This window comes from Cardinium endosymbiont cBtQ1 of Bemisia tabaci, assembly GCF_000689375.1.
GTDB lineage: Bacteria > Bacteroidota > Bacteroidia > Cytophagales > Amoebophilaceae > Cardinium.
This window is the reverse complement of record NZ_CBQZ010000001.1, coordinates 129,538-147,131: the sequence shown is the minus strand read 5'-3', so window position 1 is coordinate 147,131 and position 17,594 is coordinate 129,538. Positions and strand designations below refer to the sequence as shown.

The following is a 17,594-nucleotide window of genomic DNA, read 5'->3' as shown; positions in this document are numbered from 1 at the left end:
ATTTAGATGTTTAGTCCTACTTCAAAATCAACTATATATGCAATAACTCCCCATTTCAGAGTCAATAAACATAAATAGGAACAAACCATCTAATCTATCTATTGCATATACTACTGTAAAAATCCTTACTTTGAATAAATTGGCATGGTGTTTGTTTGAAAGTTAACATCCATACTGTTCCAGCTATATAGCAAAGTATGGGTATAAGTTTATGATTTTGGTCCATGCATATGGAATCCCATAGGGCAAAGCTTGGGCTATCACGGAACAAAGCTATAACCAATATGGTTGGATAAAATCCTAACACTTAGATACCCTGCAAATGGTTGGCCAGATACCAATACAGTATACATACATTTAACCTAAAGTAATAGCAATCATGAACGAAAAAGGAACCATATCGGTACATACTGAACATATTTTTCCGATTATTAAAAAATTTCTTTATTCCGATCAAGACATTTTTTTGAGGGAATTGGTAGCCAACGGTGTAGATGCGGTACAAAAACTTAAAAAGCTAGGCGCTATGGGCCTTTATGAGGGCGCTACTGATAAGCTACAAGTAGAAGTACTGCTTGATCCATCTGCTAAAACACTGACCATTAAAGACCATGGATTAGGTATGACAGCTGATGAAATCAAAGAATATATCAACCAAATTGCTTTCTCTGGTGCGACTGCATTTGTAGAAAAATACAAAGACAAAGTAGGAGAAAATCAATTGATTGGATTTTTTGGACTGGGTTTTTACTCAGCTTTTATGGTAGCTAAAAAAGTTGAAATTATTACAAAATCTTATCAAGTGGACGCCCAAGCAACCCATTGGAGTTGTGATGGTAGCACCCATTTCGAAATATATTCTACTGAAAAAAGTGAAGTAGGTACAGAAGTAATTTTGCATCTTGCAGAAGATGCTGAAGAATTTTTGAAGCCAGAACGTATTCAAGCTATTTTAAACAAACATTGTCGCTTTTTACCGATAGAAATCCTATTTAATCAAAAGGTGATCAATGATCCGATGCCACTATGGATCAAACGACCAGCAGATTTACAATCTGAAGACTATCTTAAGTTTTATCAAGCGCTTTATCCTCTTGCGGAGGATCCACTTTTTTGGATCCATTTAAGCATTGACTATCCATTTACTTTAACAGGCATACTCTACTTTCCTAAAACAGCCAACTATTTTGAGCAGAAAGAAACCATTCAACTTTATGCAAGACAGGTGTTTATTACCAATGATGTAAAAGAAGTTATTCCTGACTTTTTACAGTTGTTACATGGTATTATTGATTCACCAGATATACCGCTGAATGTATCTAGAAGCGCGCTACAAGCAGATGGTAATGTAAAAAAAATTAACACATACATTGCTAAAAAGGTAGCCGAAAAGTTAGAAGCCCTTTTTCAACAAGACCGTAAAGCGTATGAAGCTAAGTGGAATGATATCTCCCTTTTTATCAAGTATGGTATGATAAGAGATCCTAAATTTGATGAAAGGATAGGAGCAATAGTTCTCTTGGAAAGCACAACTGGCCATTACTATACCATAGCTGAATACAAAGATGCAATGGCTAAAAATCAAACTGATAAAAACGAAAATTTGGTTTTGCTCTATACAACAGACCCTAAAAAACATGCTGTCTACATACAATCGGCCCAACAAAAGGGATATGATGTATTGGTCCTAAATAGCCCGATCGATACCAACTTTATCAATTTTGTGGAATACAAATTTGATAAAGTCAAACTCAAAGCTATTGACACCGATACCATCGGTAACCTAATTGAAAAAGAAGCGATCACTGAAAATACCCTTACAAAAGAAGAAAGTGAAACCTTACAGTCTATTTATGAAAAAACGATTGGTGCGGAACAAACTACTTGGAAGGTAGCATCTATGCTACCAGAGGAGTTGCCTGTGGCTTTTATTACCTCTGAACACTTGAAACGTATGACCCAATTTGCACAAGGAAATGAAGCAAAACAAAAGCATTTCCACTCTATGGATGTAGCCATTAACGGAAACCATCCCTTGGCTAAAAAAATCTTAGCTACTAGTGATGAAACTGTTCAAAAAGCACTCGTAGAACAGAGCTATCAATTGGCCTTACTGGCGCAAGGGTTGCTAGAAGGGAAATGGCTAGCTGGATTTATAAAAAATTACACAAATAAATTATTAGAAGAATAATTAGCTAGTAGATCGGTTGAACTTTTCAAGAGCAAATATATAGGCCTCTTCTTATAATGAAGAGGCCTATATATTTGCTTATGGGCCTTAGAACTAAAATCTATTCCAACCATAGGAGAGTTAATAGAAGCCTTTTTGCTTTAACGAGCCCAAAAATTACAACAGGATTCACTTATTTCGCTCCAACAATTTTTTGGTTACCATAAAAAGTATTAAATTTATAGTGGCAAGCCGGTACGGCTAGCTCCTACTGAATCCCCCAGGCCTGGAAAGGAACAAGGGTAAAGTGGTTGTAGCGGCGCGATACTCGGCTTGTTTTTTTTCATGGAATATCCACTGCAACATTCTCAATCCGCAATTTTACCGAGCCTTTTATTTGCGTAATGCATTATATTTTATATGGGTCATATCCTTCTAGGAGGACGCCGAATGCTTCTAAAAAATTTAACCCCTCTTCATCATCCAAGTTTTTATAGGCTGCGTAAGCATCTTTATATATTACTTTTTTAATACCTACACTAAATATCATACGGGCACAAGATAGACAAGGCAAAAGGGTCGTATAAAGGACACCATCTTTTACATTGATATGATGGGTTAATGCATAAAGAATAGCATTTTGTTCTGCATGAATGGTCAAAGAGCAACTCCCTTTTATATTCCGAGCACAACCTGTTTTAGGCCATATTTCATCGCAATTATAGGTGCCTTCTGGAGGACCATTGTATCCTGTGGAAATAATTCGAGCCTCTTTTGTTAATACAACGCCCACTTTTTTTTTAACACAATGGGAGCGTTCCGCCAAGTGAATGGCAAGCGACATAAAAATATGATCGAATGTAGGTCTTTGCATCATTAATTTTTTACACCTGAACGAATGATGAGCTGGATAAAAAATAGTATTACACAGCTTTTGCCTATTTTTACGTTTAGCGCTCAATATTTCTACCAAATCAAAAAAGTAGCCAACCATAAATCTATTAAAATTAATAGAAATATATCACACTACAGATGCATTATTCATAGAACGAGATGGTTGTAATAGATGGATCATATGATGCTCAATTTGTAATTTTTGATATTATGGGAAGTATACCACTATTTGATTGGATAAGCATAAAACGATTATATGAAAAAATCAATAATTAGGAACAGACAAGGTAAAATTCTTACATAAATAAAGACCGTTTTTATATCCTATGCTTTAATGATCTATTGCAACAGACTTGTGATTATTGTAAATGTTTATTATACTTAAGCATTAACGATTAGAGTTTGTACTTATTAAACGTGAGTTTCGGATTAGACTTATTGTAAACCAGTTGTATATATATTATCTATAGCCGGTTTTTTCTCTTTTAGTGAATAAGCTGTAATACCAGCTATTAAATTGACAATAAAATTAGGTATACTTCTATGCCTGGAGTGTTCTATCTGACTAATATTTTTAAGCTGATCGATAATGGTTTCAATGATAGATCTCTTTCGAAGCATTAGCCTATCCCAGATAGGCATGAAAGCATTTTTCATATTTTTTCTGATTTGAGTAATCAGTTCTATGCCTTTTCCCATAAGTTTTTCAAATAATTCTTTACTCAAGTAGCCTTTATCAGCAAATACTTTTCCGATCAAATTTTTACATAAGTTTTCTACTGGCCATCTATCATTGGACTTACCTGTAGTAAGAGAAAAATTCATAATTTCTCCTAAATCATTGACAATCAAGTTTAATTTGATTCCGTAAAACCATCCAGTAGTAGTTTTACCTTTACTAGCAATTGTCTTAAATACTTTATGAGCATAAGCTCTTTTTATATTACAAACCTTTATAGCGGTTGAATCCATAAAATAACAGCCTGTTCTCGTTTTAGAAAGACTTTGAGAAAAAAAGTAAAATGGAACTACTGTTCTTTGAACTAGGGATATAAATCTACTATAGCTTACTAACTTGCAAAAGTCATTAGAATGAAATTGTTGTAAATGAATATAATACAACTTAAAATTTCTAAAGCCAATTACATGAAAAGCAATTAATATTGTCATTATTTCGCTCAAAGTCAGTGAACATGTTCTAGTAGGTTTTCTATCTGAAGTAGGTAACAAATGTGATTCCATATAAGGCATAAATTTTATAAGAAATTCATCAACAGCGTAATATATTTCAACTAATTTTGATACATTCATATCCGGCTCCTTTGGTTTTTATGATTATTTTTCAATCCCACAAATTTAAAACACAAAGGAGCTTTTTATACTCTTTTCTTAATTTCTAATCCAAAACTGACGTTATTAATATTCTTAATGTAAACTAAACCATGAAACAACTATTTATTTATTGCTATCATTCAACTGTTTGGGCCAGCTTCCTTTTTATATTACCTTTAACTGGATGCAGCTATCATCCAAAAAATAATATGATATCTCAACAAAAAATAATAACAGAATACCAAGAAGGAATAGACATATCTCATCATCAAGGAGATATCGACTGGAATCAACTAACGCCTAGTAATAGTAATAAAGCTTTCATTATTGCTAAAGCAACAGAAGGTAAAACCTATCAAGATCCTAAATTTATACAAAACTATAAGAATATATGTACTGCAGGCTTTCAACCTGGTGCCTATCACTTCCTAAGGTTTGGCTCAAGTTCGGCTAAGGATCAAATGGATAATTTTATAGGCCAAATACAAAAAGCACAGGAATCAACTGAACAGACTAAATTGGCTAATAATAAGCCAATTATAGCGTTAGATATAGAGGAAAGAGATGGATCAGACTATAGTTTAGTGAGCAGCGTAGTAGAAGAAAGTGTTGGGTATCTCAAGGAGATAAACATAACTCCTTTCATATAAACAAGACAAAATTTTTGGGATCAACATGTAAAAAACACTCCTGATATAGTTAAAAAGTGTCCGCTGTGGATTGCTAGATACCGAAACACACCACCATCATCAAATGAGTTACCAAATGGTTGGAAAGAATGGAAAATATGGCAATATTCTAATACAGGGCGTGTTGGAGGTATTCAAGATAATGTAGATCTAAATAAGATGCAATGTAATGGTTGAGCCATTTGTATATAAGCAGCTTATGGGGGGGCTATCGCGTTTGTGTTAAAGCAAATCTTAATGCACTTTTTCAAGGTGGAGACCTATACAAAATCAACTACAGATGCGACATACCCCTCAATTGACGTTATTTAATTACACCACTTACAATATTAACTTCTGGTATTAGGGTGATATTAAATTGAAATTTTACTTTTTTTTTGATTTGATTGGCTAGGCTTACAATATCTTTACCAGTAGCGCCTCCATAGTTTACTAGTATAAGCGCATGTGAGCTATAGACCCCTGCATTTCCTTTACGGAATCCCTTAAAACCTGCTGTTTCTATAAGCCAAGCTGCTGAAATTTTCATCTGTTCTTTATCTTCCGTTTTGAAGGCAATTATTGAAGGATATTGCTGCTTAAGCGATTGATAGTGTCCTATAGAGACCAATGGATTCTGAAAAAAACTACCTGAGTTACCCAAAATAGTAGGATCTGGTAGTTTCTGTTTTCGAATGGCAATAATTGCGTCACTTATTGCTTTAAATGACAACTGGTTAACCTTCATTTTTTCCAACATAGCTTGGATGGCCTCATATCTTATAGCAAAAACTTTTTCTTTATGTAAAGCCAAGGTGATATGCGTAATTAAATACTGATTTTGCCATTTTGTTTTGAAAAAGCTTGTTCTATAGCCAAATCCACATGCTGAAGATTTAAAAATTATTTTTTGACCAGTAGATAATGCAATGGCTTCAACAGTATCCAATACATCTTTAAGTTCTATACCATATGCGCCTATATTTTGTATCGGAGCGCCACCAACTGTACCTGGAATCAACGATAGGTTTTCTATACCTCCATATCCTTTGTTGATACAAAATAAAACAAGCCTATGCCACGGTACACCTGCAGCTGCCTTAATCAGAACTTTATGGTGGGTTTCTTCTATGATTTCAATACCTGATAGTTGAACATGCAGTATATAACCAAGGAAGTCTCTGACAAATAATGTATTGCTACCACCACCTAGTATATATAAAGGTCTTTTTCTTATATCTACCGCAGTATAAAAATCCGCTATATCTTTTAAGCTATCAAGCCGAATGTAATGGGCTGCATATGCTGGAACCTTAAAGCTATTTAAAGATTGTAAGGGGTAATTGTTGAGGCAATACATGGTAAAGTTGTGTAGTTTTATCGCGTCTATAATTGATGTACTATTTCAACAAAAGTAAGCCATTTTCCATTTTAGATAAGGACTAGAGCGTGGTAAAATAGGTTGGTTGCTAGATCATTTAGCATCTACAGTTGATTTTATATGGCCCTCCCTTGTCTTACAATTTAGCTATTATACAACCCGACCCTCTCTTAGAGAAATGCACGATACTTGTTTTTTAGCTCTGCTTAAAAGAAAAAGAGCATTGCATGTAGACAAATAATAAAAATTAAATACAAGGCACCAAAACCCTTACCTTTCTATCCCAATGCTTCCGTCCACTATAAGTGTTACCCCTAGATTACCCGCTGCTAAAAAGTGGGGTTAACCTATGCTAATTTAATAGAAAAAAAATATATAATTCAGTTATTTTTATTATATTATATTCCAGGGTCTTCATACGTTTTATCCAAATCTTAATCCATCTATGCCACTCTATAACATCCCCTTATTTATGGCATTGGCTTTTTTGTTCGTGACCCTTACCATAGGCCTTTGCATGAGCCAAAAGTCGACTACGTTCCGTGCATATGCAATAGGTACGAAGCAATTTCATACAGCTACCTTAATAGCTACTGTTTTAGCTACCTCCTTTGGAGGGGGATTTTTCATGCGTGAGCTACCGAAGATGTATGCTCAGGGGATACTCTATATATTTTTTACGGTTGCAGGAGGGATAGTAAGATGCTATATAATAAGCCTGCTGGCGTTGCATATGGGGCCATTTATGGAGCACCTTTCTACGTCAGAGACCATAGGTATGATCTATGGCCAGTATATAAGGATGGTTACGGCTTTATTGACTACCGGTTGTTGTATTGGTGTGGTCGCTATTCAAATCAATGTGATGTCTTGCGCCATTGGCATGTGTATGGATACAACGACCCCTTCTATTCTAACTGTTTTGGCCACCTTAACGCTGATTAGCTATGCTGTTTTTGGAGGTATTCGTGCCATTACCATTACCGACCTATTCCAACTGGCAACTTTTACAATTGTTCTACCTTTTCTTCTTAAGCTTCTATTTGTAAAAATAGATCAATCATTTTTAGAAATGATAAAGTTTCTGCAAAAAGAAGAAACATTTCAATGCAAGAACTTATTTAAATTTGATAAAAAGTATTGGATCCATTTATTCAATCATTTACATTGGGTATTGTCCTTCAGTCCTGCAGTTATACAACGTTTTTATATGTCCAGTGGCCCCATTCAAGCTAAAAAGGTTTTCTCGCGTGCAGTGCTTTTTAAAGCCATTATATGGATAGGTATCGCTTTGATTGCACTGTTTGTTTTTGTCGGCAATCCAATGCTACACAGAAAAGAGATTTGGTCCTATATCCTAGCGGATATGTCGCCTTTTTACAAAGGATATGTAGCCATTAGTATATTGGCCATGACCATGTCTACTGCTGATTCTCATTTGCAGACTGCTTCTATTATGATCAGCCATGATATGGTGGAAAGCATGCGCAACCTACAAGCACCACCTTATATGCACAAGCTTAGACTGGCTAAATTAGCTACACTGGTTACCGGTCTATTGGCTATGATCGTAACGGTTTACTACTCTGATCTATTTGCATTAAGTACATTTGTTTTTGAATGGCTTTGTGGATTTTTTACAGCTAGCGTGATCCCTCTTTTTATTTTAACTGTTTTAGGTTTTCGGGGTACTACCCGTACCGCTTTCATGGGCATGACTACAGGTATGGTGGTCATCCTGATTTGGAACCATTGGATCAAACCTAAAATAGCAATAGATGGTACAATTATTGCTTTCGCCGCTAATGGTTTGGCTACAATGGCGGCACACTATCTGCTGCCACAACCACCTAGTACGGGATGGGCTGAGCCAGATGCGCAACAAAAAAGAATGATGGAGCTGATACGGGCATTTAAAAAATATAGAAAAAATATAGATCTAGAATAATGGGTTCCAATAGACTAATGGTTGTACAAGCAGGTATAAGCCATCTGTTTAGACAATGGTCTTGCTTTAAGGGGAAGAACTTTTTGTGCTGCTTAGAAGGTAAGCCATATAAAATGGCAAAGACCACTATTTTGCAAAAACAGCGCCATCACTAAAGCCCAAACAGCCTTTAAATTGGCGTAAAAAGTCAAGGTGATTTTCAGAAAATAAGCGTAAATCATCAATTTGGTAAAGGAGCATAGCGATCCGTTCTATGCCCATGCCAAAGGCAAAGCCACTATATTGCTCTGGATCGATCTGGCAATTGGTTAAAACATTCGGATCAATCATACCTGCACCCAATATCTCTACCCAACCGGACTGTTTACATACGGTACATCCCTTCCCTTGGCATAGTCTACAATGTATATCTACCTCTGCACTGGGCTCTGTAAAAGGGAAATAAGAGGCCCTAAAGCGGAGCTTAGTAGCCCGGCCAAACATTGCTTCTACAAAATGATAGATGGTACCCTTTAGGTCACTAAAGGTCACAGCTGTGTCTATATACATGCCATCTACTTGATGAAAAAAACAATGCGACCGTGCAGAAATAGCCTCATTTCTAAAGACACGTCCTACCGCAATAGATCGAATAGGGGGACTTTGGTCCGTACAGGTTGAAATCTGTACAGAAGTGGTATGGGTACGCAACAACTGAACTGGATTAAGTTGTAAAAAGAATGTATCCTGCAGATCACGGGCCGGGTGGTTTTCTGGGAAGTTTAATGCACCAAAGTTGTGCCAGTTGCCTACAATTTCTGGTCCTTCTGCCAGATTAAAGCCGATACGCTGGAATATAGAGCTAATCTTGTTTTGAACAATGGTTAAAGGATGTAGACTACCTATCGCCGGGCCAAAAGCAGGAAGGGTTACATCAACTGGTTGCTGTATAGCTGGAGCAACGGCTTCTAGTATGCTTGCTGCACTTTTAAATTTTTTTTCTGCTTCATTTTTTAACCCGTTTAATAGGGGACCTATTGTTTTTTTTGCTGCAATAGGAAGCTGCTTGAAGGTTTCAAATAGAGCCGCAATAGAGCCCTTTTTGCCAATAAAATCTTGACGAAAACGTTCTAATGTTGCTTTATCCTCAATAAGTATAGTGTTCATTTTTTCCCGTAGTTGGGCAATTTGATCCATCATAATATTACAATTACCATTTATATGCTAGGCCAACCATAAGGTTGAATTTTTGATCTGGATACTGGGTGTAACAAATATCTGTACGATTGAGCAGATTAGTAGCCATTAAAAATGCCACAAACTTTTTAAAAATAAAATAATCAATCCCTACAGAAAGATTGATGCGCACGGGGATTGGCATGGAATGCCCATTTATATCTTTTACAAAAGTTGCACCATTTAGATGTAGCTTACTGGTTAATAAAACTTTTGAATGGGGAATATAGGTAAAGGTAGGTTTTAGTTTGTATCTTGGTTTATGGTACCACCAGATGGGTGCGGGTCCATTTCCAACATATGGATAGCAAGTTCCTTTTATGGTTATATAGTATTTTGGCAGACGATAGTCAACCAGTCCTATTACTTTTACCAGATTATAGTCCTGTGGATTATAAGCTAGTCTAATCTGTTGCCCATCTTCAACGATTCTAGATTGGTTTTTAAGTTGCCGATAGGCTATATGGAGGCGATAAGAAAGATTAGGTCCAATGGTACCTTTGCTGCCACCATACAATTTGAAGTATTGATGGGGGTGGGATAACTTCCAATTGGAAGCTATAAAAGGATTTTTGGCTACTAGATCATGTAGGTGCAATGGCACTACACTTCCGCCTACACCCATACCCTGTATGCCTATATAAGGGGTAAAGCAAGGGGACATTCCATACCCTATTTTGACCATAGGATAAAGATCAAAATTAAGTATTGGTGGCGAAACCGGATCATTATGGTAAGCCATCCTTAACCCGACTTTTAGCTGCATAGCTTTATATAAGTGTAGGCAAAGGCTAGGCGTAGCCGAGAAAATAAGCCGTGTTTGTCGCGCTGTACCGTTTACATAGCGGGCTATAGCATGGTAGCTAGCTACTTTTAAAAACCAATTATCCAACTGTTTAACCCACTTATAGTGGAAGGTACATAACTTTTCATTTATATCTTTATTATGATAACCAATTATTTTTACATTTACTTGCCCATCTTGAATAGAAGATTCTCCAGCTCGTTTAACCCACACACCTATCTTGCCTTGATGTAGCATACAGTGATGGGAGTGACTATATTTGTGCCAAGCAGGCTGATAATTTAAATGGGGCTGGAAGCGCCATGACCCAACGTCATACCTACCTTGTAAAGTAAACGAACCTTCTTTTAAATTTTTGCGCCATAATGGTGGAACAAAAGAGAGGTCAGTCGACCAAATACCTTTCGAGAAGGGTATTTGGTCTAATCCAACCGCTAGGTAAGGAAGCAACGATGTACAGACCCCTATTTTGCAATAGTGGTGAAAAGAAGGACCCCTTTCTTTCTGTTTTAAACAAAAAGGAAGGTATAATTGGGGGGCAGGATGAAATAATATAGCCTTTAGTTTTAATGCGTTTAAGGTTTTTAAAGGCTTATTCAGACGTTTTATAGTAGGTGTAGACGCTTTGAAAAATAGCCTTTGCGCCTGGGTTACTCTATTCTTTTTTTGTTTTTCAATGACAAATTCCGCATCTTTTATGGCGCCTGCTTTCGTTTCTGCATGAGATAGTGGGGCAGAGATCAAAAAAAATAAAGCGATGCATAAACGAGTATATTGCATTTTAATGATCATTAAATCTTTAAAAAGTAATTTATAGGATAGCCATCTAAACAAGATGCGATTGTCTAAAGATTTCATTATCCAATCTACAGAGGTTGCAATAGATTATGTTACTGCAACCTTCGCACTACTGCTAGATGATGCGGTTCAGCTGCCAGATCCATCGGAGTAAGGCCATTTGCATTCCTTACATTCACATCAACATCTGGTCTACCTAGTAAGATTTCTACAATACTTCTACGACCCGAATGCGCTGCTAGATGAAGAGGGGTATTACCAGCCTCATTTTGTACATTGATATCAATTGTTGATATACCGAATAACATTAAGAATAATAAGGATTCTAGATGATTATGTGCAACGGCCAGGTGCAGCGCAGTATTACCACTTGCATTTCGTGCATTGACATTCGTACTTGGTTCCCTTAGCAAGGTTACTATATTTTGTAGATTATCATCTATAACGGCTAAATGGAGCCCAGTATTACCAACAGTATTTCCAGCATTATTAAGACGTACCCCGATCGCGTTGGCTGGATGATTACTGTTATTCATGCCAAATGGGTTATGACCGGTATCAAATTTATTTGGTAAGTGACCATACCTGCCTGTTAAGTTACTGCAAGCAGCAGTAAAAAATAGAACCATCCCAGTTACTATAGCCATTGTGTAAGAAGACCTGACGGGTGTGATAGATTGGATATATGTAATCATAAAAGTGTATAGCTTCTTTTTAATTGAAATATATCTATAATTTTTTTGTTATCATAATGATGGGTATTATCCAGTTATTGTTACTGGCTATATTAGAATAAACCAAATAAAAAAAATACAACCAAAAACGAGGATACTTAACAAAAAATATAGTAGAAGAATAAGAATTATAGACACTATTAGGATGGTTACACCAACTAGTCTAACCCATAGAGACTGGATACGGTAACTTACGGTAAGATGCATTTGTTTATCCCAAGTAGTTATTTTATGTTTTTTTAGGTTTTTATAACCTCTGTACATAGCAAATAAATATATGATCGGGAGACCTAACCCTTGCCCCTTGAAGAGAACCAACATTTCGCGCTTAAATGCCTTTTGAAAATTAATAGAACGGCCTGAGGCATCTATTATTTTTATACCGAAAAGCTGTTTACCAGGTGTATTACCAAAACAAGCCTGACATGCAGCATAACCTAGCCTGAATAATAATTCAACAAATAATACGATTAAGCATGATATAGAATACTTAATAAGTGTATGAATATAATCCGTAGTCATAAGATACGGAGCAAGGAAACCAGATAAGCGGGCGCGGTAGTCTTCTGAATTTAATAAATCTATTTTATCGCCCAGTAGTGCAATAGATATATACCTAGAGCTAACAATGTACCTAATGATATAACATATAAAAAAAGGAAAAAAAAGGAATCAATCATCTTTGCTGCCCATCTGCACCATGCATGTCAAGCTGTTATTTTTTCAGGTTCAATCCAATTGGTATCTTGCATAAGATTATAAATTTTAAAATTTTGTTGCACTAAAATTAGGTTTGTAAACAGCTATGGCCATTGCTTACCCAAACTTCTAAAGAATATTAATAAATAGTCGGCCCTGAAATACCATATAATTATTTGTTAATCAGCAAATAAATGGTTAAATTTATATATGGTTAATAACCAGTTTTTAGGTTGTTTTGTATAAAAAGCTTGCAAAATAAGGATGAAATCTAAGAAAATAAATAATAGCCTTGAGCGTTTGTTTGAGCAACGCTTATCTAGTTTTCTCAACCCGAAACATCCATTATTCCAGTTATCTGATTCGATTCCTTTTCACTCCTTAGCATCAGATTTAGACCGCGGTTTTAGCTATGGACCTGGTCAACCTCCTTTGCCTATTCGTTTAATTATAGGTCTTCTCATTATCAGTCATATGTATAATATTTCTGATGAACAAGTAGTGGTTAGATGGGTAGAAAACCCTTATTGGCAATACTTTTGTGGATATGATTATTTTCAGTTTAAGATGCCTTGTAACCCCAGTTCATTGACCCGTTGGCGCCATAGATTAGGTCAAGAAGGTCTCAATAAGATTTTATCTATGACTATAGACTTAGCGCTAAAAAAAAAAGTAGTGACCCGAAAAGAACTTGAAAAAGTTATAGCTGATACTACTGTAATGGAGAAAAATATCCGTTACCCAACTGACTCTTCTTTGCTTAATAAATCCAGAAGAAAAATTGGTCAGTATAGCCAAGAAAACAGGTATTAAACTGCGTCAAACTTATCAGCGTTTAGGTCTATCTATCAAACGTAAAGTTGATTGCTATGCTCATGCTAAACAGTATAAACGTTTATACTAAAGGCATTAAAACATTAAAAACCTATCTTGGTAGAGTAGTCAGAGATGTAGAACGTTCTATACAATCCTCTGATGATCTAATACGGAATCTAATTTACCAATCTACTATCTATAAAGTAAAAACTTATAAACCAATACAAAAAAAGTAAAGATAAAATTTATAGCATCCATGAACCATCCGTCTACTGTGTAAGTAAAGGTAAGTCTAAACATCCTTATGAGTTTGGTTGCAAGGTACAATTTACAGTAACGCATAAAAAAGGTTTAATTGTTTCAACAGAAGCAATACATCCTAATGCTTACGATGGCCATACTTTGCAGAAGAGTTTATTACAAGCCGAGCAATTATCTGGTACCAAAGTAAAGTATGCTTTTGTAGATAAAGCCTACCGGGGTAATAATATACCTGTTAGTGAATGTAATATATTTATAAGTGGTTCTAAAAGGGGAATAACGCCTGCTCTAAAAAAAGCTATAAAAAGAAGATCTTCTATTGAACCGCATATTGGTCATATGAAATCCGATGGTAAATTATCTGTTAACTATTTGAAAGGTATTCTAGGAGATAAACTTAACGTTATTTTATGTGCTATTGCTCATAACCTACGACTGATTACAAGAAAGTTATTCTTAACACACTCACAATCACATAAATTAAAACCTATATAATTAAAATTCTTAATCCAAAACCAGTTATACCTATATCTTGGGTAGGAAAAATAGAGCGCCTGCTAAACCATAAATATTGTAAAAAAAGATCCATTCAATAAATTTATTCAAAAATAATATTTCAGGGCCGACTAAATAAGTTGACCTACGGGAAAACCAGCATCCCCTAATATTTCTTTAAAAGATGCTCAGAGGTTATGATACAATTATATATACCATTACAGGTCAATATATAAAATATCAGCGATCTTGTAAAACCCTATTCTAAAACCACATTCACCATTTTATTAGCCACTACTACGACATTTTTAATTACTTTACCTGCGGTCCATTTTTGGATCACCTCATGGACCAATACTGCTTCTTTTATAGCCATAGGTGAAGCATTATAATCAAAAACCATTTTGGTCCGTAGCTTACCATTGACTGCAATGCGATACTCAAAGCTTTTTTCTGCTAAATAGGTTTCATTCCAAATAGGAAACGACACTTCCGTAATACTACCGGTTTTGCCTATACTTTCCCATAGCTCAGCAGCTATATAAGGTGCAAAAGGTTCCAATAATAGAATAAAATCTTCTACCACAGACTGGGTTACTTTTTCAAAAGTAGACAACCTATTGAGCCCAATCATTAAACTACTTATAGCGGTATTAAAAGAACATTTTTTAATCGACTCTGTTACATTTTTAGTGGTTTGATGTATTATTTTAACCATTTCTTGGTTAGATGGCAGATGGTTAGGCGTCCACAACGCTTTTGCATGATGTACAAAACGCCATACCTTATTTAAAAAGCGAAAGACCCCTTCTATACCACACAAGTCCCATGGTTTAGATTGTTCTAATGGTCCTAAAAACATCAAATAGAGCCGTAAAGCATCAGCACCATATTGAGCAATTACACCATCTGGGTCTACTACGTTGTATTTCGACTTAGACATTTTTTCCATTTTTTTCCCACATATATACTTACCTTCCTCCAATAGGAAACGCGCATCGGCAAATTCAGAACGCCAACTTTTTAAAGCTTCTAGGTCTAAAACATCCTTTTTGACAAATGCTGTTGGAATATATATAGGTACGACATCATATTGCGCTATAAGCCCCGCACTGACCAATACATTTTCATCCTTTAAACGATATACTATTGCTGTAAACTTTTGAATGATGCCTTGATGGAGTAATTTCGGAAATGGTTCATTGATATGAATATGGCCTAAATCATATAATAATTTGGTCCAAAAGCGTGCATAAAGGAGATGGCCTGTTGCATGTTCTGCACCACCTATATAGAAGTCTACCCCCTTCCAATAGGCTTCTTTTTCCTTGCTTAACAAAGTTTCCCCATTGTGGGGATCCATATAGCGCAAAAAATACCAACTAGAACCTGCCCAACCCGGCATTGTATGAAGGTCTAAAGGATATCCTTCCGGTGTAGACCAATGGAAGGCATTGGCCAATGGTGGTGCACCAGATGGGTTTGGTCTATAACTACTTACTGGTGGCAACAAAAGAGGCAGCTGGTCCTGCGAAAGGCCATAAGGAAGACCATCTTCTTTATAGTATATTGGAAAAGGCTCTCCCCAATAACGTTGGCGACTAAAGATAGGATCCTGTAGTCTATAGTTCACTTTATATTGTCCAATTTTGTTCTGGATAAGTTTTTGCATAACCTTTTCAGCCGCTTCTGGTACAGAAAGGCCATTTAGAAAATCAGAATTAATCATCTTTCCTTCAGCTGCTTCATATGGACCATCTTCCATAAGGAAGGTACTTTCTATCACAGGAAAAGTGAGTAAGTCAAAAGATTGCGCAAATATATAATCTCGCTTATCATGGGCAGGAACCCCCATAATAGCCCCTCTACCATATCTGGGCAATACATAATCTGCCACCCAGATAGGCAATGGGGCACCTGTAAAGGGATGTATGACACAAGTGCCAACAAATAGACCACTTAAAAAGGTAGTTTCTGCAAGACGGCTTCGATCTGAACGATTTTTGGATTGCTCGATATAAGCAATAAGTGCTGTGTCACCTGTTTGATTTGCCATAGCACGCACCCAAGGATGCTCAGGCGCTAAGGCAATAAAACAAACACCAAAAATGGTCTCAGGTCTAGTGGTAAAAACGGTAATGGTCTCTCCTTTTTGCCCTTGTACCCTAAAGGTAATCTCTGCACCTTGGGACTTACCCAACCAATTGCGTTGCATCTCCTTGGTAGAAAGAGGCCAATCTAACCTGTCTAAATCTATTAACAAGCGCTCTGCATAAGCGGTCATACGCAAACTCCACTGTTTCATTTTTTTCCGTGTCACTGGATAACCTCCTCTTTCAGAAAAACCATCCTTGACTTCTTCATTGGCCAAAACAGTACCTAAGGCTTCACACCAGTTTACCATGCTATCTTTTAAATAGGCTAAGCGATAATGCAACAGTTGGACTTGTTTTTCTGTCTCAGAAAATGCATTCCATTCCTTAGCTGAAAAAATAGGGGTATGGTCGTCACAAGCCGCTTGGACTTTGGTATTACCATGATCAATAAATTCTTGAATAAGGGCATGAATAGGGGCAGCCTTTTGTGTAGCAGTATTGTACCAGCTATTGAACATTTCTAAAAATATCCACTGTGTCCATTTATAATATTCAGGCTCACTAGTATTTACTGATTTATCCCAATCAAAGTCTAAGGCAATTTGTTTGAGTTGTACGATATATTTTTCTATATTTTTTGCAGTGGTAACAGCAGGATGTTGACCGGTTTGAATGGCATGTTGTTCAGCAGGAAGGCCAAAAGCATCAAATCCCATTGGATTCATAACGTGGTATCCACTATGCTTATAATACCTAGATAATATATCTGAAGCAACATACCCCATATAGTGGCCTACATGGAGGCCTGATCCTGAAGGATAAGGGAACATATTCAATATATAATACTTGGGTAAATGGTTCGTAGTAAGGGACCTATCTGCTGTAACAGATTTTTGTTGCTTCCATTTATTCTGCCATTTTTGCTCTATCTCGGTAAAAATATAGGGTTGCATATATAAAATATGGTTGGGTAATCGGTAAAACGAATAATAGATTGGTATAGTCGCTACACCTGTATCAAAGTGTAGCAAAGGCTTAATCTGAAAAATAAAACAGCTTTTTTACATTTTAGCTTTTAAATAGCAATTTAACTTAAAATTAATAAGAAAACATTATAGTGGACGTAAAAATCAGACAAATTTCAATTTATCCTAAAGTCACGTATAACCCCTGCATACATCTGCGGCACACTAACCCATAAAACTACCCAGTAGTCGTTTTACCTTTAGCAGCGATTGATTTAAAAACTTTGTGGCGATAAGCTCTTTTGGTATTACAACTA

The 17,594-nt window shown here is 36.1% G+C and carries 10 protein-coding genes and 2 pseudogenes; 4 read left to right on the top strand and 8 right to left on the bottom strand.

What is annotated here, in order from left to right; translation table 11 throughout:
• Positions 1 to 379 precede the first annotated feature (379 nt).
• The gene (gene htpG, locus CHV_RS00730) at positions 380 to 2,191 is read left to right on the top strand and encodes a molecular chaperone HtpG (protein WP_034576428.1); all 1,812 of its coding nucleotides are present in this window, start codon (positions 380 to 382) and stop codon (positions 2,189 to 2,191) included.
• A 388-nt stretch (positions 2,192 to 2,579) separates the two neighbouring features.
• Here the strand turns inward: htpG and CHV_RS00725 are convergent, their stop codons facing one another.
• Positions 2,580 to 3,047 (bottom strand): deoxycytidylate deaminase, encoded by a 468-nt coding sequence (locus CHV_RS00725; protein WP_084303093.1) that lies wholly within the window; start codon positions 3,045 to 3,047, stop codon positions 2,580 to 2,582.
• Positions 3,048 to 3,499: 452 nt separating this feature from the next.
• Entirely contained in the window at positions 3,500 to 4,375 is an 876-nt protein-coding gene (locus CHV_RS00720; protein ID WP_034576256.1) for an IS982-like element ISCca4 family transposase, read from the bottom strand.
• A gap of 131 nt (positions 4,376 to 4,506) precedes the next feature.
• Here CHV_RS00720 and CHV_RS00715 point away from each other — a divergent pair.
• Positions 4,507 to 5,262, top strand: a pseudogene (locus tag CHV_RS00715) (glycoside hydrolase family 25 protein).
• A 127-nt stretch (positions 5,263 to 5,389) separates the two neighbouring features.
• Here the strand turns inward: CHV_RS00715 and murB are convergent.
• Complete coding sequence (murB, locus tag CHV_RS00710; RefSeq protein ID WP_034576425.1) at positions 5,390 to 6,424, bottom strand: UDP-N-acetylmuramate dehydrogenase; 1,035 nt, start codon at positions 6,422 to 6,424, stop codon at positions 5,390 to 5,392.
• Between the two features lie 538 nt (positions 6,425 to 6,962).
• Here murB and CHV_RS00705 point away from each other — a divergent pair.
• Positions 6,963 to 8,393 carry a sodium:solute symporter family protein gene (locus CHV_RS00705; protein WP_191321616.1) on the top strand — a complete coding sequence of 477 codons (1,431 nt, stop codon included), beginning with the start codon at positions 6,963 to 6,965 and terminating at the stop codon, positions 8,391 to 8,393.
• Positions 8,394 to 8,519: 126 nt separating this feature from the next.
• Here CHV_RS00705 and pheS read toward each other — a convergent pair whose 3' ends face one another.
• The 4 genes from pheS to CHV_RS05820 all read right to left on the bottom strand — a co-directional run bounded on the left by pheS (position 8,520) and on the right by CHV_RS05820 (position 12,467).
• On the bottom strand, positions 8,520 to 9,572 hold the full coding sequence (gene pheS, locus CHV_RS00700; RefSeq protein ID WP_034576422.1) for a phenylalanine--tRNA ligase subunit alpha: 1,053 nt from the start codon (positions 9,570 to 9,572) through the stop codon (positions 8,520 to 8,522).
• A gap of 10 nt (positions 9,573 to 9,582) precedes the next feature.
• On the bottom strand, positions 9,583 to 11,271 hold the full coding sequence (locus CHV_RS00695) for a hypothetical protein (protein ID WP_034576421.1): 1,689 nt from the start codon (positions 11,269 to 11,271) through the stop codon (positions 9,583 to 9,585).
• Positions 11,272 to 11,303: 32 nt separating this feature from the next.
• Positions 11,304 to 11,840, bottom strand: coding sequence for an ankyrin repeat domain-containing protein (locus CHV_RS00690; RefSeq protein ID WP_191321615.1), 537 nt, complete (start codon positions 11,838 to 11,840; stop codon positions 11,304 to 11,306).
• 153 nt (positions 11,841 to 11,993) lie between these two features.
• Entirely contained in the window at positions 11,994 to 12,467 is a 474-nt protein-coding gene (locus tag CHV_RS05820; RefSeq protein ID WP_034576418.1) for an RDD family protein, read from the bottom strand.
• A gap of 441 nt (positions 12,468 to 12,908) precedes the next feature.
• Between CHV_RS05820 and CHV_RS05090 the strand changes: the two are divergent.
• Positions 12,909 to 14,317 (top strand): annotated as a pseudogene (locus CHV_RS05090) (IS5-like element ISCca5 family transposase).
• Positions 14,318 to 14,475: 158 nt separating this feature from the next.
• Here CHV_RS05090 and leuS read toward each other — a convergent pair.
• Complete coding sequence (leuS, locus tag CHV_RS00670; protein ID WP_034576415.1) at positions 14,476 to 17,265, bottom strand: leucine--tRNA ligase; 2,790 nt, start codon at positions 17,263 to 17,265, stop codon at positions 14,476 to 14,478.
• Positions 17,266 to 17,594 lie beyond the last annotated feature (329 nt).

Excerpts from the sequence above, each read along its gene's own strand:
- CHV_RS00725 (WP_084303093.1), bottom strand. The coding sequence starts at position 3,047 with ATGATGCAAAGACCTACATTCGATCATATTTTTATGTCGCTTGCCATT.
- murB (WP_034576425.1), bottom strand. The coding sequence starts at position 6,424 with ATGTATTGCCTCAACAATTACCCCTTACAATCTTTAAATAGCTTTAAG.
- CHV_RS00705 (WP_191321616.1), top strand. The coding sequence starts at position 6,963 with ATGAGCCAAAAGTCGACTACGTTCCGTGCATATGCAATAGGTACGAAG.
- CHV_RS00690 (WP_191321615.1), bottom strand. The coding sequence starts at position 11,840 with ATGGTTCTATTTTTTACTGCTGCTTGCAGTAACTTAACAGGCAGGTAT.
- pheS (WP_034576422.1), bottom strand. The coding sequence starts at position 9,572 with ATGATGGATCAAATTGCCCAACTACGGGAAAAAATGAACACTATACTT.
- CHV_RS00720 (WP_034576256.1), bottom strand. The coding sequence starts at position 4,375 with ATGAATGTATCAAAATTAGTTGAAATATATTACGCTGTTGATGAATTT.
- CHV_RS05820 (WP_034576418.1), bottom strand. The coding sequence starts at position 12,467 with ATGACTACGGATTATATTCATACACTTATTAAGTATTCTATATCATGC.
- htpG (WP_034576428.1), top strand. The coding sequence starts at position 380 with ATGAACGAAAAAGGAACCATATCGGTACATACTGAACATATTTTTCCG.
- CHV_RS00695 (WP_034576421.1), bottom strand. The coding sequence starts at position 11,271 with ATGAAATCTTTAGACAATCGCATCTTGTTTAGATGGCTATCCTATAAA.
- leuS (WP_034576415.1), bottom strand. The coding sequence starts at position 17,265 with ATGCAACCCTATATTTTTACCGAGATAGAGCAAAAATGGCAGAATAAA.